This is a genomic window from Candidatus Enterococcus courvalinii (assembly GCF_017315945.1).
GTDB lineage: Bacteria > Bacillota > Bacilli > Lactobacillales > Enterococcaceae > Enterococcus_B > Enterococcus_B courvalinii.
This window is the reverse complement of sequence record NZ_JAFLWI010000002.1, coordinates 255,419-274,711: the sequence shown is the minus strand read 5'-3', so window position 1 is coordinate 274,711 and position 19,293 is coordinate 255,419. Positions and strand designations below refer to the sequence as shown.

The 19,293-nt window shown below is 35.0% G+C and carries 22 protein-coding genes; 2 read left to right on the top strand and 20 right to left on the bottom strand.

The window, feature by feature from the left end; translation table 11 throughout:
• Positions 1 to 22 precede the first annotated feature (22 nt).
• The 19 genes from JZO71_RS02100 to JZO71_RS02010 all read right to left on the bottom strand — a co-directional run bounded on the left by JZO71_RS02100 (position 23) and on the right by JZO71_RS02010 (position 16,336).
• A complete protein-coding gene (locus JZO71_RS02100; RefSeq protein ID WP_206897945.1) occupies positions 23 to 646 on the bottom strand; it encodes a PepSY domain-containing protein in 624 nt (207 codons plus the stop codon).
• Positions 647 to 1,090: 444 nt separating this feature from the next.
• Entirely contained in the window at positions 1,091 to 1,870 is a 780-nt protein-coding gene (locus tag JZO71_RS02095; RefSeq protein WP_206897944.1) for an NAD(P)H-dependent flavin oxidoreductase, read from the bottom strand.
• Entirely contained in the window at positions 1,860 to 2,651 is a 792-nt protein-coding gene (locus tag JZO71_RS02090; RefSeq protein ID WP_206897943.1) for an SDR family NAD(P)-dependent oxidoreductase, read from the bottom strand. The genes JZO71_RS02095 and JZO71_RS02090 overlap by 11 nt, the downstream gene beginning before the upstream one ends.
• A complete protein-coding gene (locus JZO71_RS02085) occupies positions 2,644 to 2,970 on the bottom strand; it encodes a hotdog family protein (protein ID WP_206897942.1) in 327 nt (108 codons plus the stop codon). Before JZO71_RS02085 ends, JZO71_RS02090 begins: the two co-directional genes overlap by 8 nt.
• A 293-nt stretch (positions 2,971 to 3,263) precedes the next feature.
• Positions 3,264 to 4,403: a thiolase family protein gene (locus tag JZO71_RS02080; protein WP_206897941.1), complete on the bottom strand. Its 1,140-nt coding sequence runs from the start codon at positions 4,401 to 4,403 to the stop codon at positions 3,264 to 3,266.
• Position 4,404: 1 nt separating this feature from the next.
• Complete coding sequence (locus JZO71_RS02075; RefSeq protein WP_206897940.1) at positions 4,405 to 5,715, bottom strand: AMP-binding protein; 1,311 nt, start codon at positions 5,713 to 5,715, stop codon at positions 4,405 to 4,407.
• Complete coding sequence (locus JZO71_RS02070; protein WP_206897939.1) at positions 5,712 to 6,281, bottom strand: biotin transporter BioY; 570 nt, start codon at positions 6,279 to 6,281, stop codon at positions 5,712 to 5,714. The genes JZO71_RS02075 and JZO71_RS02070 overlap by 4 nt, the downstream gene beginning before the upstream one ends.
• A 329-nt stretch (positions 6,282 to 6,610) precedes the next feature.
• Positions 6,611 to 6,820, bottom strand: coding sequence for a DUF4649 family protein (locus JZO71_RS02065; RefSeq protein WP_206897938.1), 210 nt, complete (start codon positions 6,818 to 6,820; stop codon positions 6,611 to 6,613).
• A 51-nt stretch (positions 6,821 to 6,871) separates the two neighbouring features.
• Positions 6,872 to 7,480, bottom strand: coding sequence for a flavin reductase family protein (locus JZO71_RS02060; protein ID WP_206897937.1), 609 nt, complete (start codon positions 7,478 to 7,480; stop codon positions 6,872 to 6,874).
• A gap of 12 nt (positions 7,481 to 7,492) precedes the next feature.
• A complete protein-coding gene (locus tag JZO71_RS02055; protein WP_206897936.1) occupies positions 7,493 to 8,386 on the bottom strand; it encodes a VOC family protein in 894 nt (297 codons plus the stop codon).
• 14 nt (positions 8,387 to 8,400) lie between these two features.
• Positions 8,401 to 9,360 carry a ring-cleaving dioxygenase gene (locus JZO71_RS02050; RefSeq protein WP_206897935.1) on the bottom strand — a complete coding sequence of 320 codons (960 nt, stop codon included), beginning with the start codon at positions 9,358 to 9,360 and terminating at the stop codon, positions 8,401 to 8,403.
• 34 nt (positions 9,361 to 9,394) lie between these two features.
• Positions 9,395 to 9,817 carry a MarR family winged helix-turn-helix transcriptional regulator gene (locus tag JZO71_RS02045; protein ID WP_206897934.1) on the bottom strand — a complete coding sequence of 141 codons (423 nt, stop codon included), beginning with the start codon at positions 9,815 to 9,817 and terminating at the stop codon, positions 9,395 to 9,397.
• 158 nt (positions 9,818 to 9,975) lie between these two features.
• Positions 9,976 to 10,551: an accessory gene regulator B family protein gene (locus tag JZO71_RS02040; RefSeq protein WP_206897933.1), complete on the bottom strand. Its 576-nt coding sequence runs from the start codon at positions 10,549 to 10,551 to the stop codon at positions 9,976 to 9,978.
• Positions 10,552 to 10,644: 93 nt separating this feature from the next.
• A complete protein-coding gene (locus tag JZO71_RS02035) occupies positions 10,645 to 11,382 on the bottom strand; it encodes a LytTR family transcriptional regulator DNA-binding domain-containing protein (protein ID WP_206897932.1) in 738 nt (245 codons plus the stop codon).
• A 312-nt stretch (positions 11,383 to 11,694) separates the two neighbouring features.
• On the bottom strand, positions 11,695 to 11,850 hold the full coding sequence (locus JZO71_RS02030) for an AgrD family cyclic lactone autoinducer peptide (protein WP_206897931.1): 156 nt from the start codon (positions 11,848 to 11,850) through the stop codon (positions 11,695 to 11,697).
• A gap of 141 nt (positions 11,851 to 11,991) precedes the next feature.
• Positions 11,992 to 13,287 (bottom strand): GHKL domain-containing protein, encoded by a 1,296-nt coding sequence (locus tag JZO71_RS02025; RefSeq protein ID WP_206897930.1) that lies wholly within the window; start codon positions 13,285 to 13,287, stop codon positions 11,992 to 11,994.
• A gap of 280 nt (positions 13,288 to 13,567) precedes the next feature.
• Positions 13,568 to 13,768: a cold-shock protein gene (locus tag JZO71_RS02020; protein ID WP_067481945.1), complete on the bottom strand. Its 201-nt coding sequence runs from the start codon at positions 13,766 to 13,768 to the stop codon at positions 13,568 to 13,570.
• Between the two features lie 186 nt (positions 13,769 to 13,954).
• Positions 13,955 to 15,598 carry a hypothetical protein gene (locus JZO71_RS02015; protein ID WP_206897929.1) on the bottom strand — a complete coding sequence of 548 codons (1,644 nt, stop codon included), beginning with the start codon at positions 15,596 to 15,598 and terminating at the stop codon, positions 13,955 to 13,957.
• Between the two features lie 3 nt (positions 15,599 to 15,601).
• Entirely contained in the window at positions 15,602 to 16,336 is a 735-nt protein-coding gene (locus tag JZO71_RS02010; RefSeq protein ID WP_206897928.1) for an ABC transporter ATP-binding protein, read from the bottom strand.
• A 169-nt stretch (positions 16,337 to 16,505) separates the two neighbouring features.
• On the opposite strand from JZO71_RS02010, the gene JZO71_RS02005 reads away from it, so the two are divergent.
• Both JZO71_RS02005 and JZO71_RS02000 read left to right on the top strand, forming a co-directional pair.
• A complete protein-coding gene (locus JZO71_RS02005; RefSeq protein WP_206897927.1) occupies positions 16,506 to 16,808 on the top strand; it encodes a DUF2316 family protein in 303 nt (100 codons plus the stop codon).
• A gap of 113 nt (positions 16,809 to 16,921) precedes the next feature.
• Positions 16,922 to 17,071 (top strand): hypothetical protein, encoded by a 150-nt coding sequence (locus JZO71_RS02000; RefSeq protein ID WP_206897926.1) that lies wholly within the window; start codon positions 16,922 to 16,924, stop codon positions 17,069 to 17,071.
• Positions 17,072 to 17,507: 436 nt separating this feature from the next.
• On the opposite strand, the gene JZO71_RS01995 is transcribed toward JZO71_RS02000, so the two are convergent.
• Complete coding sequence (locus JZO71_RS01995; protein WP_206897925.1) at positions 17,508 to 19,289, bottom strand: ABC transporter ATP-binding protein; 1,782 nt, start codon at positions 19,287 to 19,289, stop codon at positions 17,508 to 17,510.
• Between the last annotated feature and the right edge of the window lie 4 nt (positions 19,290 to 19,293).

Genomic DNA, 19,293 nt, shown 5'->3' with positions numbered 1-19,293 from the left:
GCGTTTTTTCCAAAGAACCACTTTAGTCATCTACTTCTGTTTCTAAAATCTCACCTGTCTGAGCATTCATTTTGACGGTTGTTTCTTGCTGGTTGTTTTCAACAGTCACTTCCCAAAAAGTAATCCCAAGGTCTTTATCTAGATCCCAATCTGTTGCTGTTCCGCCACCGACTTGCTGGACAGCAATCTCAGCAGCTTTTTCTATGCTTAACAAGTTTTGAATATCGATTTTATCTTCTTTTCGTTTCACACCATTTTGTTCATCGCTATCAAGTTGTTCTTCTCGTTCCTTCTCCACCTTTTTCGTGACACCATCCACTTTGATTTCAAACTCCGTAGTATCATTGACTCCTTCAATCTTGTAATAATAAGCGCCAAATGATGTATCTAGTTCAAGAGAGGTAATATCACTATCAGGATAAGTATCTTGATAAGCTTTGATTGCCTCTTCAACTGAAATGCGTAAATCGCCTTCAACCGATTTTCCTGTTGTGCTAGAGGAAGCACTACTATCTTTCATTGTTTGTGTTTGGCTTGTCTGTGTGTTCGATTGATTTTGGGCCTGATTCTGGTTCTCATTGCTTTGACACCCTGCCAATAGTCCAAGTGTGCCGATAGCAATGCCTAAATAAGCAATTTTTTTCATTTTTTTAACTCCTTTTAGTCTAAATTCAATTGTAAATAGGAAGTCGACAGCTGAGTGGAGTCATTTATCCACGAGCTTTTTCAGACTGTCTAAATTTATTATAACGGAAAAATAGCTAAAGGTCAGAAATTTTAGATCAAACAATTGGCTTGGAGTACACTCAAACCTGTAGGATTTGAACAGAAGCTCAAAGTAAACGTGAGAGATAGTAAAATTTTATGTATCATTTGTGTGTATGTTCTCTTTAGGCATTGACGGATTAAAAGAGATAAGTAGTAAGTCGTTTTATCACTATGTGAACCTAGAAAAACCTAAGATAGTGTGGAATTTTTACTTTTTCTTTACACTATCTTTAGGTTCTCATCTATTGAACAATATAAATTTTTCTCCGATAGTTAGGTATCATTGTAAATAACAGCCTCATAATGGTTACCTTTTCTAACCTCAATGTTTGTTTAGCATAGCAATTATTTCAGCAACACTAGAGATTTGATTGATTCTTTTGATTCCCATTCCACAAGGTACGAAGTAATTATCCGTTTTCGCTATACGTATTTCTCCGCTAATATTATGAACAACCTTTGTCTTGCTGATTTTATTCGTCAATAATGTTTTTATAGCTCGAGGCAGCGGAGATTCTTGGCTTACCATAAAAGCGGTTCCTAATTGTACTCCTTTCACCCCGAGCTGAAGTTTATTTTTTATTTCTTCAGAACTTCCGATGCCCCCTGCAGCGACAACAGGGATATTAGTCATAGTTACTATATCAGCAATCAGTTGATTAAGAGATGCTTCGCCTATGTGCCCTCCGGCTTCTTTGCCTTCTGCTACGATGCAATCAACCTCATTAGCAATTACTTTTTCTGCTTGATATCGGCTTCCTACGACAGAAATAACTTTAACGTTCCTACTCTTTAGTTCTTGAATCAATTTTGGTTTAAAGCCAGCGCTGATACTTACAATCGGGACATTCTCATGGAGAATCACAGGTAATAGCTCGCTGATATTTTCTTGTTGCAACATCAAATTACAAGAAAAATTTTTGTTCGTTTTTTTTCGTACCTTCCAAATTTCTGATTGTAACTCTTTAGCAGTAAGTCCATAAGAAGATAAAGTTCCTAATGCGCCTTGCTCTGAAACAGCAGCTACTAATGTTGCGTTTGAAATGTTTGCCATCGCTCCTTGAATAATAGGATAGTCCAAATTAAATAAATTAGTAATCATCATTGTCTCCTAATTGAAACGGTACTTTAACTAAGGGACGATACACCTCGATTTTTGAACCATTGATGGCAAAGATTTCCCCTGTTCCGATCGTTTTATTGTTTGAGAGTCGATAAATGCTTTGAGCAGCTTCTTTAGCAGAGCCGATTTTCCAGTAATCAGGGAAAGGCTTCTCCTCTCTTTTACATTGTTCGGCAATCTTACTCACAATTGGTATAGTCATATCTGTCAATGCTGCTGGAGAAATGGCGTTCACTTCTATAGCAAATTTTTTGCTTTCTTGCGCCAAACTTTTACTTAGACCAATTAACGCAGCCTTGCTTGCAGCATAATTAGCCTGCCCAAATGCTCCTTCTAAGCCAGATAACGAGGTCATAAAAAAGATTTTTTTATGACCGGCTTGTGTTTTCATCTGTTTAAAAATCTCTTGAGTCAATGTGAACGTATTCGTGAAATTGACTGAAATAACCTTCTCCCATTGTTCAACTGTCATTTTGCTAAATGTTTTATCTTGACAAATACCACTATTAAAAATATAGATGTCAATTCTCCCAAATTGATTTATCACATTTCTTACAAAATCGCTACTTGATTTTTTATTTTGGATATCAAAAGTTTCTATATATATTTTTTCTTGCTGGCGTACTGATTTTTTTAGCGCATCTGTCTTTTCTTTTCGGCTAGAAAAAGTAGCAACTGAGTAGCCATGTGTTAGATAGATGTCTACTAGTTCGCGCCCAATTCCTGTTGTGCCACCTGCTATCACAACTACTTTATCCATTTAAAATTCTTCCTTTTCCCACTTTTTTGTTGTGACACCAAACTTCAAAATCATGCTGATTAATTATATATAGACTAATCGTGTCCCTAACCATAACTTTCTCTAAAAAAAAATAAGAATACTTTCTCGAATCATTGAAACAGAACTCACTATCCAAGATTCCTTCAATCCGAGCCATTAGTTGAATGCCAAAAATTACACCTGTTTGATGAATGGGATTTTTATCTCCTGAAAAAGATTGATAGATTAATACGTCTGTTTCAGAAAAACTAAACATTGCTAGAGGTTCGGATGTATATTTTGGTTCTACATTCTCCATAAAGATGATTTCCCTTCTCGATTGTTAGTAAGTACGACCAAATTTCATTTTTTTCTTTCTTGAGTATTTCTGTTCTCTCAAGTGTGACTTCATATTCTTGATCTAAAATAATTTTAGTTTTACAAATGATACTTTGCTCTACTAATAAATGGTCTATCTGATCCAATTCTTCTACAAAAAAATAGCGCCATAAAGTTAGTAAAAATGCTTGTGGCCAACCTTTCCCCAGGTATGATACTATTTTTTTGTATTGTGTTACTTCAGCACTAGTAATCCGTATTTGTTTTTTCATTTTAGTCAACCTTACGAATAATCAATGAAGTACCTTGTCCGCCACCAACACACATTGTTACAAGACCAGTTTTTAACTTTTTATCTTGTTGCAATTCAGTCATTAAGCGTCGAACTAGAATCGCTCCTGTCGCACCGAAGGGATGTCCGAAAGCTAATGCTCCGCCTGAGATATTAATCTTATCTTGGGGCCAATCCCTTATTTCCAAACACGCTAAAACTTGTGCAGCAAAAGCTTCATTCAACTCAATACGATCTATCTGATTGATAGTTAATCCATTCATTGCTAGTAATTTATCAGTCGCGTAAACGGGACCCAAGCCAAATTTTTCGGGTGCTGTACCGATAGAACTACCAGAGAGAATTTCAAACTGAGGTGTTATCTGATTTAGATGGCAGTATTTTTCACTCGCTAAAAGTAAAAATGCTGCCCCATCATTTAAAGGAGAGCTATTACCAGCAGTCAAAGTACCGTTTTTACGAAATACAGGTGGTAATCCATTTAATTTTTCCTCCGTTGTGTTGGGTCTAGGACTTTCATCCTCGTGTATTTGATTCAAAGAGATGATTTCTTTCTCGAATACTCCCCTAGTTTTCGCAGCTTGATATTTCATTTGGCTTTGAAAAGCATAGTGATCTTGCTTTGATCGACTAATTTGGAATTTCATTGCCAAATCTTCACACGCCTCTCCCATTTCTGGATCACCATATTCTTCAATGCTCAATTGCGACCGCTCTAGAATTCTTGGGGTATGACCATAAAGCTTCCTCGGACGTTCAATCATCCATGGCGCACGGCTCGTACTTTCCACCCCACCACACGCGATACATTCGTCCATTTCACTTTTGATTTTTGCAGTTGCTACTAAAATACTTTCTAAACCTGACGCACATTGGCGATCGATTGTCAGAGCAGGAACATGAATATTTAGACCAGATGATAGCGCAACTCTACGACCCAGATTTCCCCCGCCGCCAATTACATTTCCTACAATTACTTCATCTACTTTGTTTATATTATTTCTTTGTAGTAATTTTCTTAGTAAAATGCCACCTAAGTTTTCTGGTAATAAATTTGCTAGCTTCCCGCCATATTTTCCGATAGGTGTTCGAGCAGCATCAATTACAAATACACGTTCCATCTCAGCTCTCCTGACTTATTTTTTCTTTTTTTCCACTCTCGCTATAAGATACTTGATTAACGGTAATGACTGTATCTATTTTAACTTTACGAAAAGAATATTTTCTTATTCTTTGGTTGATCTCTTTTAATGTAAGTGGCTGTGATTGCCAGACCACTTCAGCGACAACACGTTGTCCAAGTATCGGATCTGGCAATCCATAGATTGATAGATCTTTGACTTGCGGTAATTGCAACATTATTGCTTCGATTTCAGTTGGAAATATTTTTTCACCTTTCCGATTTATCCGTTCATCTTCTCGACCATAATAAAAAAGAGTTCTATTATACATGCCCAAATCCCCTGTTGAGATTTCCATTTCTGCTGGATAAAATTGGCCTTCTTTCAAATATCCTTGAAAATTCATTGGACTATTTACAACAATCTTTCCTATTGAATTTTTTTTATTTTTAATACTAATCTTCACTTCAGGAAAGTTTTGACCTACACAGTGATTCTCCGGGAAGCGATCACTAGTATAAGTGATAAAACTTGATTCCGATGTACCGTAAAAAACGTATAGACTAGCATCTGGACACTGGGCGAAGAACTGCTCTCTTTGTTTAACTGACATCGTCTCTCCACCTAAAATGACGTCAAATGCTCCAAGTATTTTTTTGTTTATCCGAGCAAGCCAGTACCTAAAAACTGTAGGTACCGAAAAGATCTGCACATTATTAAGAATCTCAGGCATGTTCAGTAAATCATCTATACTTTTTATGTCCAATATAAATGCTTGACCAGAATATAAGGTTTGCAATAAAACGTATAAACCTAATGAGTAGTGAAGCGGTGTTAGACAAGTAACATATTTTTTGGGGTGGAATACTGGAACTGAGTGAAATATTTCAAAACTTCGTAGCCAACTTTGTTGATTGCGGACAAATCCTTTTCTTTCACCGGTTGTTCCTGAAGTAAAGCCTATAAAGAGAGTATCTTCTGGAAGAACAAGTTCATTTCTCTTTGTTTTAAAATACTCAAATTCCTCCATCCATAAAGCAGCAGAAGAAAATGAATCAATTATTTTTTGAACATGAAAGAGTGCTTCTTGCCCTGGAACAGGAACAAATATTTTTTTTGCTAGCATACAAGCCACAATTTTATAAATTGTTTTTGGTGTTTCTTCCATGGGAATAAAAATAATTTTCTCATCTGTATTTTCTAACGCTTCTTGATAGGATGTACTTACTCGCAATAACTCACCATAACTGATTCTTTCTTCATGATAAATAAGGGCAGTTTGATCATGAGAAATTTTGTTAAACGGAATCATCGGTTCTCTCCCATAAATGAATATCGTTTTAGTCGTTGATAAATAATAGCGGCGACGATGGCTTTAGCCGTGTCAATTGGAAGAAAGAATGCGGCCATTTTTAGACCAGACCACCATGAGGAATGACTGTAATAAGCTAAAGTAACACTGCCCATAAAATTAATGAATATTGTCCCACCGATAAAGTAAGCAATCAATATTCTCCAATAGCTTTTAACACCCAATTTTTCTACTATAGAACATATAATGAAGCTACAAAAGAAATAGCCAATCAGAAAACCACCACTAGGACTAAATAGTAAAACAATTCCACCTCGTCCTCCTGCAAGCAGAGGTAGTCCCATCGATACCAAGCATAAAAACATAGCGATAGTCCAAAAACCATACTTTTTCCCTAAAAAACCTGCTGTTAGCATAATAAACATATTTTGTAAAACAATCGGAACGCCTAGTGCTGGGATAGGAATTGTAATCATTCCCGAAACGATGATTAAAGATAACATTAACGCCATTTTTGCTAATATCTTTGCATCAAAAGTCTTATATGTTTTTACTCTGTTTTCCATCTTGCACACCTCTTCTAAAATTTCATTTATTTCTTTTTTCGTTTGTGTAGCTATTGCAGTTTATTTCATTTCACTTCCAGTCTGTCCTTTCCTTTGGTTAACCATATAAAAGTAAATGGTTAACCAAAGAGTAGCACTCTTTTCTAGAATTGACAATTATCTTTTTAAATTTCTTTAAAATTCCAAAAGATACAGAAGTTTAGTTTTTTTAGGATGTCTTTTTAAATGAAAGCCAGAATCTTTTTGGCATCAGTAACAGAATAGGTGAAATTTTCAGAACATAGAATAAAAGAGGCTGAGATGTAATTCATCTCAGCCTCTTTGACTTTTTATTTTTGATTCAATTGATTAAATAAGCCACCAATCGTTTGATCTTTCAACTCGATTACTTGACCATCCAATGTCGCTTCTATCACGTGGTAGTAATCTTGTAAAGGTGGTACTTCTAAATATTGATCATGTAAGAAAGCTGCGGTTCCAGCATATTCTTTCGTCATTTCTTTGGCATCTGCCGCAGTTTTATAAGTAATTTTTAACATCATATATCCCTCTAATCTGTATAATTGATTCTTCCCTTTTCTCACTCGACATCAATCAGGGCGAACTAAGGTAAAGATCTCTCCTATTTTAGCATAATTATTACCGGCTAAACGACTAACAGGTTTTAACTTCTCGATTAAGATACGTCCCTCATCATAGACTGATTCATCCACTTGATAGTGCTTGATTTTTAACAAAAATAAGTCTGCAGTGATCTGCTCATTTTCTTTGATTTCGATTCGTTGATAGAGCTCTGTTTCAAAACGAATTTTCGATTCTCTGAGAACAGGCGCTCCAACTGTTTGGGCATCATCTATCGAAAAAGTCGTTCGTGATAATTCGCTCTCTTCTTTTGGCAATGTTGCCGCTGTTTGGTTTCCATCGACAACATTATCTTCATCTAAAATATGGATAACAGCTTCTTTTGTCGTTAATAGATTGGCGGCTGTATCTTTTAGTTTGTTCGTTTTTCGCTGAATCGCTAGCGAAACAATTGGCGGATTCGAGCTGACGATAGAAAAATAGCTGAACGGTGCAACATTTACACTTCCGTTTTCAGAGCGCGTTGTTACTAACGCTACTGGTCGGGGAACGATTGAACCAATCAGTAATTTATAATTTTCTCTTTCTGTTAACTCTGAAGGCGACTTTTGGATCATTTCTTTCTCCTTTTATAACACATTTAATTTGGGTAGCCGTTTTAAAATCTCTGACTTTTGTGATAAAAATTTATCTGGTAACATGAATTCTTCCCCAAGTGTTTCCAACTGTTCATCGACAGTAAAGCCTGGTGTCCCAGTTGCTAGCTCCAACCAAACATTTCCACGTTCTTGTAAATAGATTGATTGGAAATATTTTCGATCTTTGATTTTTGTCACAACGTAGTTTGCTTCTTGCAACCTTATTTTCCAATCTGGTAATGAATCATCTTCGACCAAGAATGCGATATGGTGAACCGTTCCTGGGCCAAATCTACCAGGAGCCAAAGCTTCTTTAGGAACAATTAGTTGTTGCTCACCTTCTTCACCAAAAACCAGATGGTAGCCAAAAGCTGATTTACGTATTAAAGTCATGCCTAACCCTTCAGTTAATAACTGAACGGTTTCTTGGGGATTTGCAGAAAGTAGTACTCCGCCATATAAACTAAGAATCGCCGGCGTTTCCGAAGTTGTTTGGGTTTCAACAAAAGCAATCGTCAAGCCATCTGGATCATTGAATTCAATTGTTGGTTGCCCAAATAAATCTGTTTGTTGCGTAGGAATTGAAAAGTCCTCCAAACGACTAAGCCAATAACGCATACTTCCTAGCGGTATTTGAAAAGCCATCGTTCCGACTTGTCCACTCCCTACTCTTCCTGTAGTTTCATATTTCCAAGAAAAGAAAGTGATAATTGTGCCAACCTCTGCTTCCTGATTTCCAAAGTAAAGATGGTAACTATCTGGATCATCAAAATTAACAGTTTGTTTCACTAATCGTAGGCCCAAAATATCACGATAAAAGTGAAGTGTTTGATCTAAATTTGCAACAGTTGCAGAAAAATGATGAATTTTATTTAATGGCCGCATGTCCTTCTCCTTTGTTAACGCTTTGTATCAAAAGGTTTAATCGCGCTTTCGATTGATGCACGTTGATTTTCTAAAAATGGTGGTAACGATAAGATTTCGCCTAAAGTTTCATAGGGTTCATCCTCCATAAAACCTGGCTCATCCGTTGCAAATTCAACTAAAATGTGTCCCAAGCGAACATAAAGTGATTCAAAATAGTAGCGGTTGACATAACCAGAATTTGGTAACCCTAGATCGTCAAAAATCTTTTGCCAAACTTCTAAAGAACTACGATCAGCTAAGCGGAATGCGACATGGTGAACTTCACCAAAGCCTTGTTGTCCCTGAGGGCTAGTAGTGTCTTCTACTAAAATAACTTGTGCGCCATTCCCCCCTTCGCCGATTTCTAACAAATGACGAGTACCATCAACAGCAATTTCTTTAAAGGTTAAAACATTTTCGAAAAGAGAACGGAAATCATCAAAGTAAGAAATTGTGATTTCCACAGGACCTAAGCCGTAAATAGCAAACTCAGTTGGAACAGGTCCATTCTTCCAAGGGGTACCAGGGCGAACCCCTTCGTTCTTTTCATCGGAAATTAATTGATAAGCTTGCTCATCTTCATCCCAAAAACGTAAAATCTTCTTACCAAAAAGTTCAGAGATTTCTTCATGTTTCACAGCAAACTCATCAAAACGGTGTAGATAATATTCTAGTGCTGCATCAGTGGGAACACGAAAACCAATTCTTGAAATCGAATTAGTTCCCTTCTCTCCTTTTGGATTATTAGGAAAGTCAAAAAATGTCATCGTTGTTCCAGGTGTACCATAATCATCGGCATAATACGTGTGGTAGGTTTGGATATCATCTTGGTTTACTGTTTTTTTCACCAGACGCATACCCAAAATATCGGTAAAGAAATGGTAATTTTTCTTAATATCACTTGTCATTGCAGTTACGTGGTGAACTCCTAAAGGTTTATCTTGGATATTCATTTTAAATCTCCTCATTTCATAGTTTTATTTATTGTCAGTTATCTTTTACTTTTTTTAATAATTTTTCTAGTTGCAATAATTCGTCTAATTCAAAATCCTCGAAACATCGACCAATTGTTGCCGCGTGTTGTGGGAAAATTTCAGCCATTAGTTGACAGCCTGAATCGGTAATCGCAACATATGTTTCACGCCGATCCGCTTGATTCGTTTTGCGCTCGGCTAAACCTTTTGCGACCAATTTATCAATCACATAGGTAGTACTACTGCTAGCAATCAAAATCCGCTCTTGGATTGTTTGTGGTGTTTGCTTTCCCTTGTGGTAAAGAAACTCAAGTACGGAAAATTCGGTAATATTCAATCCATAATTTTTAACGTCTTTTTTCACTACAGCTTCTAGTTGTCCACTTACACGTAATAAACCAATAAACGCATTTAATGCCTGAGTTGTTTTTTCCATTTTCCCACCTCCTTTTTCTTAATGACAAATATCTCTAATTCGAGATAATAATAGCCGGAATGAAATTAAATTGCAATTTATTTGTCTTGAGTTAAACACAACTAGAATTTTTAGAAAAGAAAAAAGCTACCTCTCATTTTGAAAGGTAACTTTTTAAATTACTGCTCTTTAACTTTGATGAATAAAAGAATGGTTGCACTAGTCATTCCTAATAGGATGCACATTCGATAAAAATCACTAGGAATCGCTACACCAATGAATAAAATTACTACACTGACAACGATTGCTTTCATCCGTGTTTTCTCAATTCCTGCCTTTAGACGTCTAGGATCGATTGCTGGTCCTTTGATTCCGATGATCACTGTCAAGAATGCCGCGGCGCTTAAAAAGGCAAGTCTACCAATGGTGATATCAAAAAAGATAGCAATGAATGGCACAATCACCAATAAAAAGATACTTTGGATCGTGCATAACCAACTTTTGCTTGCGTGATAGCCATAAGAATTTCGGCGAATGGCGAAAAATGTCACATGAGTAACAATTACAGCTGGAACAATTTTTAAGAATGCTGCAACAGCATAAATAAAGACAAGTTTAATTAATTCAACAAGTAATGTCGAAAGACCATACTCGATTTTTGCAGTTTCAAGTTCAGAAAGGTTTAAACTTGAGCCGAGTTTTTGACTTAAGTTCTTTGCGATTTTCTCTTCTAGCGAAACATATTCATTTGTCATATTTTCATCTCCCCTGACCTTGATTATATAAGGAGTTGAAAGTGAGAGAAAGCAAAGTCATAAGTGCTAGTTATTTCAGCAAAAGCGTTAGATTTATTTTTGATTAAAACGATCAACTAATTTTTTTAAGTGACGAGTGGACACCAGACATTCTTCATCATTGACCATTGTAATGATACGTTCTTTTTTGTCAATACGACTGATATTATTTACATTTACTACATAAGATTGGTGACAACGATAAAATGATTGACTGAATTTCTCCACGTCTTTGATCTTCCCTGTATATTCCACCATTCTGTTATCTAAATGAATAATCAGTTTATGCGGTGTTTGGCTTGATTCAAAAAATAAAATTTCGTCTACGAATAATTTGATGTCCAGCACGCCACTTTTGATCCGAATCTGTTCACGACTAGGAAGTTCTGTATTCATATAACGTTGCATCGCAGTGTCGATACAACTAATCACTTTTTTCTGTAGTTCTTCAAAATCGTCTTTTACTAAGTAATCCATAGCTTCTACTTTGTAAACAAAAGTTAAATAAGCCATATCGCTATAAGAAGTTATAAAAACAATTTTAGCAGTTGGATCATATTCACGGATTTTTGCACCTAACATAATCCCATTCATTTCGGCATTAAGGTCGATGTCTAAAAAATAGAGTCCTTCTGTTCGTTCCTTACGAATAAAATTCAAGACATCATTAGGATCAGATGTCTCCATGGCAAATTCTATATCATAATCCATCATCATTAGATAGTTTTTTACAATTTTGGTAATTCGATTTCTATGAACTGTTTCATCATCACAAACAAAGATTTTCAACACAGCTATCGCCCCACTTTATCTATCATTTTTACCGCTTTATTGTTAAGCGAAACGCCCAAATTTTATAGCCTTGGGTAGGTTATTGTATCATAGTTTTGATTTATTTTGTGAAATACTTCTCAAATAGTTCAATTGTTCTACTTTCATAGTAAACGCTATTTTGAAAAAGACAACCTGTAACAAAAAATGCTTAACAAATACCAATCAAAAGCTCATAAAAAAAGACATAACACTGTCAGTTGACAATGCTATGTCGATAAAACAATTACGAATAAAAGCTATTCACCCATTGGTAAAAGCTATTAAAGGTAATTATTTTTCCATTTCATTTTTCAAAGCTTCAGGCATTTTTGGTTCGTAAGTAGCTAATAAGCAAATACTACTTGTAGAAACTAGCTCATAGGCAACCAATGCAACAGCAGATACCATACTTAACATTTGAATCTTAACATTTGAAAATTTTTTCATGTCTTCTCCACCCCTAATTCAATAGTCAGTAATAGCATACTATGCTACTACTCTATAGAAATTATAATAAGAAAAGCGATATAGACCTTAAACAATCAAAAGTGCTCCTTATTTAAGAAAAAGTGCGCACTTTTGACTCATTTATTTCAATTTGTCAAAAATCGTAATGATTTGAATGAATTGATTATTTTCAATTTTTGTTTCTAAATACACATTTGGTTGGGCTTGGACCATTTCATCTAAGTTTGTTAAACCAATTCCGCGGTTTTGTGCTTTGGTAGAAAAATTTGCTTGTTTCAACACATGTAGCTTAGGAATTTCCTTTCGACAGTGATTGCTAATGATAAACAAACAAGCCTGATTATGAATAGTTGCTGTTAATTCAATTTCGGGGTCGTTAACATTTTGTGATTCTTCAATCGCATTGTCTAAAATAATCCCCAGCATCCGAACTAGAATCAGCGATGGAATTGAGACTTTGTCAATTGTTTTTGGCACATGGATATTGACGTGAATTCCTTGCTCATATGCATTATACAATTTGCTGATAATAATACTTTTGATTTCGCGAATTTCTAAATGACTAACGGAAGCCATTTTCAAGATTTCTTGATCAAAGATTGTCCCAGTTCCCTTGATACTGGAGTAAAAATAATTTTTAAGACCAGCTACATCATCATTTTCGATATAATCTTCTAAGGAAATCAGGATGTTTTTATAATCATGTTTAAACTTTCTAAGTTCTGAATAATTTTTTTCAATTTGTTCACTATAGTCAATCAGATAATTCATTCGGTTTCTCTGCTCTCTTGCCTCATATTCAGCCTGCTTGATGAAGATAATTGAAAAACAAATCAAAGCAGATAATATTCCATACAGAACAATAAAAAATGCATTTGCGTGTCCAAAATACTCATTTAATGATGGATAACGATCAATTACGATTAGAGAAAAGTACATCATAAACGTCAATGTTACGATGGTTGTACTAACTTTCAAGATTAGATCATTACTCAAATATTTTTTGATAATAATTTTTTTGAATATCCAAGCTAACAAAAAGTAGATAAGTGTATTAATTGTTAAACGAAGAATTTGATTTACTTGATTATCATAATCAAGTCCTGCCAGGTACAAACCAGTAGCGAATAAATTATCAGCAAAAATATACAACAAAATCGACAAGGATGACGAAAAGAAAGACCAATAATAGCCACGTCGAAAGTACAATAGAATACCACACATGTAGAGCCATAACATTCCGGTTGAAACCACATCTAACTTCATATATGTGAGCACATAGACTATCATGATCCCAATACAAAACAATAGATATTTTTTATTTGTTAATTCATCATTGAAATAGCCTAAGACAAATAACATGCTTGCTAACTGTCCAACGATCATAGCCAAAATGACGAAACTAGGTATTCCCAAAATATTCTCCCCCTATTTCCCGAACTACAACCGTTTTATTCAAATTGCTTTCAATTGTAGATAACTATTTTGAGCCATATCCATTATAACAAAAAAACATAAGTTATTATAAAAAAAGCGCAATTAATGGTGAAAAATATAGATTGTTCAAGAAAGTAAATGTTGCCATAAATAATACGTTGTAAAGCCCTGCTTTTTTAGTAGATTGAAAAAACATTCGACCAAAATCAAGACACAAAAAAACCGTCTCAAATGAGACGGTTAACAGTCAATGTAATAATTAAGCTTTTACAATGTTAGTTGCTTGAGGTCCACGTTGACCTTCTTCGATATCAAAAGTCACAGATTGACCTTCTTCTAAAGTTTTGAAACCTTCGCCTTGGATAGCTGAGAAATGTGCAAATAAGTCATTTCCATCTTCACCAGTGATAAATCCAAAACCTTTGTCTGCGTTAAACCATTTTACTGTACCGTTATTCATATTATAGTTCCTCCTAATTACGTATCAAGTACGTTTTTTGTTGCAATTAATTGTTGATAAGCAAAAGGAGTTTTGTATAATGTGCCATACAGCTCAAATTACGTTTCAAAATAAATTACTTGTTTACTATACCATGAGCACTAACCAAAAGCAACCTCTTTGCTCATAAATTTATTTCTATTGGGATTAATCTTTAATTCTGAATGTTTTAGGTGCTTTTTTATAAATGACTAAGAAGCCAATCCCTACATATAGTAAGCAAGCTACCGACACGATGATTGCATAAAAGAATCCTGATACTTTTAATTGCAAATTTCCATAAGCTATCCAATAAAATATTACGGCAATAATTTTATATAGCGGACTGACCACTTCCATCTCACTAGTGAATGGTTGAATCAGATAATAGACAAATAATTCATGAAATGAAAATAATGCAGATAATGCAAGTAATAGCAAAGCTAAAACGCCAAAAAAAGTCCAAGATAAAAAGAATCCGTTAAGTACAGATAACAGAAGATAAACACTGAAAATTCCGACTGATAATAAGCCATTGTAGAAAAAAGTCTGTTTGAAACGGTAATTAAATCCACGAATGATTGTTCCTGCTTCACGATAAAACGGATAATAAAGCATCGCTACGTCACAGTTGACAAAGACCATTTGGACGACTTTCTTTCCAAAACTCATGACATACATGATAAAAAACAGCAGACTTAACGTTCTTGTCATCTCTTTTTCAGTTAAGAATTCCCTAACATCAAAAAAACTGAGAATAATAACGACGATTAATGAAGCTGTTATCGTATATACACGTAATCGAAAAGCACGGTTCAGTATTTTACGATATCGACTAAATAGTAACGCATTCAGATATTGGTTACCATCTAAATGAGCAAATCTTTCTTCTTGGTTCATCACTAATTTTTTCTGCATTGCTAATCCGTCACTAAGATAACTTTTGCCAGAAGCAAGTTCTTGGCTAGCAACATTCGACAAAGTAGTCATCTCGCTCCAATAAAAGACGTAGTCTATTTCCTTTTTAAAGTGGAATAAAGCATAGCAACTGTAAATGAGAAAAACGACGGATATCGTGATTCCAGTCCAAGACAGGAAAACAGATAATAAAGCCACTGCTAATTCTTTCCAAACAAGAATCACTGTACTACTAATAACAGCAACCGTCACTACACTACCCAAAATCAGCCGTTGACGTTTTGATAAGTGCCAAGTGAAAATCATTCTGCCTAAGTAAAGATAAAAGCAGCGAGAACCAACATACGTTAAAAAAATGAAACATGCTACTTTAATTGGCTCTCCAATAACGAAACCATAAATAATGGCAGCAGGAAGATATCTTATCCCATGAATAAAGCTGTCAGTTAATTTATATCCACGAACGATCCTCTTCTTAGGACGCTGGAACTGTTCAATAAATTCAACAATCCGCTTCTCTCCTGAAATAACGAAGCCATCATAAAAGTTAAATAAAACGACCACTATCATTAACCACAGAAATAAGCCAAGATTGCCAGTTTGGCCAGTAAATGCTTTATCAGAAAATAAATTCTCTCCGCTCAATAATAGAGCAACCCCATAATAAAGTGCTAACCACAAAAACTTTGCAAGAATGCTACGGATATTTTCCATTATCAAACCAATAACGGTTAAAATCTGTTTTAATTCATAATTTTGATAGAAACTAGTCGGTATGAATTTTCCGATAACAGGTATTTTTCGTAAATAAAAAACAAAACCATTGACCTTTTTAGTGACTGAAACTTGCTCTAATTGCCAGTAGTCACGCAAATAATCCAACATCCGATTCATAGACTACGCCTCTTCCTTTGTAAAAGTAGCCTGTTCTTCTCTATCAGATAATAGGTCAATGATTTCCTCTTCAAAATCTTGATCATGGATCTTAGCGGACTCGATACCAATTAATTTTTTGTGATGTAGTAACACGATTTCGTCACAAAGGTCTTGTGCTAATTGTAAAATATGAGTGGAAAAAATAATAACCGAGTTTGATTTCATCTTTAAAATCAACTCTTTCATCTCATGGGCAGCAACCACATCAAAAGAGGTTAATGGTTCGTCTAATAATAAGACAGGTGGTTGAACCATAAGTGAAACTAAAAGCTGGACTTTGTTTTGCATGCCATGAGAAAAATCTTTTAACAAACGGTGTTGGTCTTGCCGTTCAATCCCAACGGAATCCAGATAAGTTTCTGGTCGTTTGATTTCTTCAATCCGATCTTGGTTGATATCAATAAAGAACTTTACAAATTCATATGCTGTCATAAATGCTGGTAAATGTGGCATTGTATAAACAAAACCAATCTCCGTGTTGTCATAGTCCGTGTTGAGCACGCCATTTTTTTCAAGACCAATCGTGCCATTATCAAGTAATAGATTTTTTGAAATACAATTAAACAAAGTTGTTTTCCCAGAACCATTTCGTCCTAGCAGACCATAGATTTTCCCTTTTTCAAAGGTAAAGCTAGCATCATCAAAAATTACTTTTTCATCAAAACTTTTTGTTATGTTTTCCAATACTAATTTCATTGTTCACCTCTTAGTTTTTTATTCTTGTCTTACTTGTTTACTCGCTAATTTTACTTTACTGCATATTGTTGAGCTTTCCAATAGTGAATTGCATTTCAACACAAGTTTTACTTGTGTTTTCCATTCATTAGGACTATCATTTCTTCTATTGAATCAAGGAGATGATCTGATGTCTTTAACCAAACAACAACAAATAAATACACTTAATGAATTTCAAGCAAACTTTTCTTTGCTAGATCTATCAACTAAAGAAATTGCTGACGATCTAAAAACCACTTCAGATAAAATCGAAGCTATTTTGCGATTGCAACCAGCCGCAATCGAAGATCCGTGGATCTTAAAAAATTATTTAGAAGAAAGATTACTTGATCAAGGGAAAACACCTATTCCTTTCACTGCTTTAGTTGGTGATTATCATGATTATTGGTTTCTTGACGCAAGCAAAATTGAAAAAAGAAAACTCGCTAAGTAATTAAAAGAACCTTTTACTAGCGGTTTTTTACTTTTTATGTTACATTACTTGTGGAATTTCGTTATCAACGTAGTAGTTGCCTTTCGTTCAGATTTAAGAAAGGAGAATGAATTATGACATTCTATAACAAAAACTTACAATATCGTGTTACTTTAAATACTGATTTGAATTTGTTTATCGTTTTTGATAAAGACAACGCAAATCGTGTAGCTACAGGTGTTACGATTGAACAAGCTGTACAAGAATTGAAAAAATCCCTATAGGAGAGATATCTCATATGAATGATTGCAGTTCTAGTCATTAAAAGCACTTACTGGATGAATACAGTAGGTGCTTTTTTGGTACGTTTATTTATTTAGTTTTCTTTAATTTAGAATTGGATTTCTTGCTATTAAAGTCCTTCCCTGCTATTATTGTCTTTAACACGAAAAATATTTTTATCGCGAATTGTTAATTTGTTTGATGAAATTTAATCAGCACTGGCGTAACCTTGGAGTTACAAGGATGTATTAGAGGTTAGGGAATACATCGTTTAAATGAGAAAAATTAATTGTTAGTAATAGTCACCACCAACTTTAGAATAATAAATATTGATTAGTTAGATAGCCTTCTCTTAGTAGAGAGGGCTATCGTTCATTTTACAAAAAAACAGCAAAGAAGATACGAACTACCTCGTATGCTCCTTGCTGTTTTTTGTCATCAACTTGTTTGAAGTAAATCATATTGTGATTGATACAAATGATGATAAAGACCTTGTTTTTCCATCAAGCCTTCGTGCGTCCCTGCTTCGGCTATTTTTCCACCTGCGACATAAAAAATTTGAGAACTATTTTTAATTGTCGATAATCGGTGAGCGATAATAAAGGAAGTACGTCCTTTCAATAACTGTTGCAAACCTTCTTGTAGTAATTCTTCTGTTTTGGTATCAATACTTGAAGTGGCTTCGTCTAAAATCAAAATTTTAGGATCTGCCAATAACGCTCTGGCAAAAGAAATTAGTTGGCGTTGTCCCGCAGAAAGTGTGCTACCTCTTTCTTCAACAACGGTATCATAGCCATCTTTTAGCTCTTTGATAAAGTCATGTGCTCGAACGATTTTAGCAGCTGCGATTATTTCTTCTTTCGTCGCATCTAACTTTCCATAACGAATATTATCAATAATTGTCCCAGAAAAAACAAACGTATCTTGTAACATGACGCCCATTTGTGTTCGTAATGAAGCAAGCGTGACTGAGCGAACATCGTAACCATCCACTCTGACACTGCCTTCATTCACATCATAAAAGCGACTCAAAAGATTAATGATCGTTGTTTTACCCGCTCCTGTTGGTCCAACCAACGCAATGCTTTCACCCGCGTTAATTTGGAAACTGACATCATTTAAGATATTCTTGCCTTCTTCATAGCGGAATGTGACATGATCGAAGGTAACATTTCCTTTAATCGGTGGTAAAAGCTGTGCATTTGGCTCGTCTTGGATATCAGGCACTTCATCCATTGTCTCAAAAATCCGTTCCAAGTAAGCTGTTGCCGTAATCAGTGAGTTATAAAAGTTCCCAATGTTGATTACTGGATTCCAAAAATTATTAATATAACCGATAAAAGCAATCAATGTTCCTGTTGTAACACTACCCCCTATTTGGCGAATCCCTACAAAATAAATCAAACAAGTTGTCATTACGGCAATGTTTTGTACTCCCGGCCACAACATAAACTGGACCTTGACAGCTTTCATCCATGAAGAACGATACTCGTCACTAACCTCATTGAAAATGTCGTAATTTTCCTGTTCACGAGCAAAAGATTGTGTGATTTTAATACCAGAAATACTTTCATGAATATAAGCATTTAGATTTGATTGCTTATTACTCAACACTTGGTATGCTTTACGTTGTTTTGTCTTGATGACCATGACAATCACAAATAACACTGGCAGTAAAATCAAACTATACAAGGTTAGTTTGACATCAATAAAAAGCATGAATATCAATGTGATCAATACATTGAAAATGTCTGAAATCAGATTAATCAACCCATTACTTAGCAGGTCACTCAACGTGTTGATGTAATTAACGACACGAATCAAAATTTTTCCATGAGGTCGGTTGTCGAAATAGGAAAATGGTAAATGTTGCAAATGTTCAAAGATTGCATAACGCATGTCTTTCAAAATATCTTGCCCGATTTCGGTAATTGCATAAATTCGATAACGCATACACCACCCAATGATAAACAAAGAAATCAAGAAGATCACACTTATTTGGACCAATAATGTGGTATTTCCTTTTGGGATTACATCATCAATAGCAATCTTGGTAAAGTAAGGTCCCAACATCCCTGCAGTATTGGCAAGAATGATAACGAACAAAGCTTTAAAGATCGCTTTTTTATAGGGTTTCACATAAATGGCTAATCGGCGGTAATGTGACCAGTTGAATTCTTGTTCCAATGTTTCATCCACATCAAATTTATTTCGTGCCATTAGT

Coding starts and splice junctions, on each gene's coding strand:
- JZO71_RS02010 (WP_206897928.1), bottom strand. CDS start 16,336: ATGAAATTAGTATTGGAAAACATAACAAAAAGTTTTGATGAAAAAGTA.
- JZO71_RS02065 (WP_206897938.1), bottom strand. CDS start 6,820: ATGTTAAAAATTACTTATAAAACTGCGGCAGATGCCAAAGAAATGACG.
- JZO71_RS02005 (WP_206897927.1), top strand. CDS start 16,506: ATGTCTTTAACCAAACAACAACAAATAAATACACTTAATGAATTTCAA.
- JZO71_RS02060 (WP_206897937.1), bottom strand. CDS start 7,480: ATGATCCAAAAGTCGCCTTCAGAGTTAACAGAAAGAGAAAATTATAAA.
- JZO71_RS02055 (WP_206897936.1), bottom strand. CDS start 8,386: ATGCGGCCATTAAATAAAATTCATCATTTTTCTGCAACTGTTGCAAAT.
- JZO71_RS02040 (WP_206897933.1), bottom strand. CDS start 10,551: ATGACAAATGAATATGTTTCGCTAGAAGAGAAAATCGCAAAGAACTTA.
- JZO71_RS02095 (WP_206897944.1), bottom strand. CDS start 1,870: ATGATTACTAATTTATTTAATTTGGACTATCCTATTATTCAAGGAGCG.
- JZO71_RS02020 (WP_067481945.1), bottom strand. CDS start 13,768: ATGAATAACGGTACAGTAAAATGGTTTAACGCAGACAAAGGTTTTGGA.
- JZO71_RS02090 (WP_206897943.1), bottom strand. CDS start 2,651: ATGGATAAAGTAGTTGTGATAGCAGGTGGCACAACAGGAATTGGGCGC.
- JZO71_RS02050 (WP_206897935.1), bottom strand. CDS start 9,360: ATGAATATCCAAGATAAACCTTTAGGAGTTCACCACGTAACTGCAATG.
- JZO71_RS02070 (WP_206897939.1), bottom strand. CDS start 6,281: ATGGAAAACAGAGTAAAAACATATAAGACTTTTGATGCAAAGATATTA.
- JZO71_RS02000 (WP_206897926.1), top strand. CDS start 16,922: ATGACATTCTATAACAAAAACTTACAATATCGTGTTACTTTAAATACT.
- JZO71_RS02080 (WP_206897941.1), bottom strand. CDS start 4,403: ATGGAACGTGTATTTGTAATTGATGCTGCTCGAACACCTATCGGAAAA.
- JZO71_RS02085 (WP_206897942.1), bottom strand. CDS start 2,970: ATGGAGAATGTAGAACCAAAATATACATCCGAACCTCTAGCAATGTTT.
- JZO71_RS02075 (WP_206897940.1), bottom strand. CDS start 5,715: ATGATTCCGTTTAACAAAATTTCTCATGATCAAACTGCCCTTATTTAT.
- JZO71_RS01995 (WP_206897925.1), bottom strand. CDS start 19,289: ATGGCACGAAATAAATTTGATGTGGATGAAACATTGGAACAAGAATTC.
- JZO71_RS02100 (WP_206897945.1), bottom strand. CDS start 646: ATGAAAAAAATTGCTTATTTAGGCATTGCTATCGGCACACTTGGACTA.
- JZO71_RS02045 (WP_206897934.1), bottom strand. CDS start 9,817: ATGGAAAAAACAACTCAGGCATTAAATGCGTTTATTGGTTTATTACGT.
- JZO71_RS02015 (WP_206897929.1), bottom strand. CDS start 15,598: ATGAATCGGATGTTGGATTATTTGCGTGACTACTGGCAATTAGAGCAA.
- JZO71_RS02030 (WP_206897931.1), bottom strand. CDS start 11,850: ATGAAAAAATTTTCAAATGTTAAGATTCAAATGTTAAGTATGGTATCT.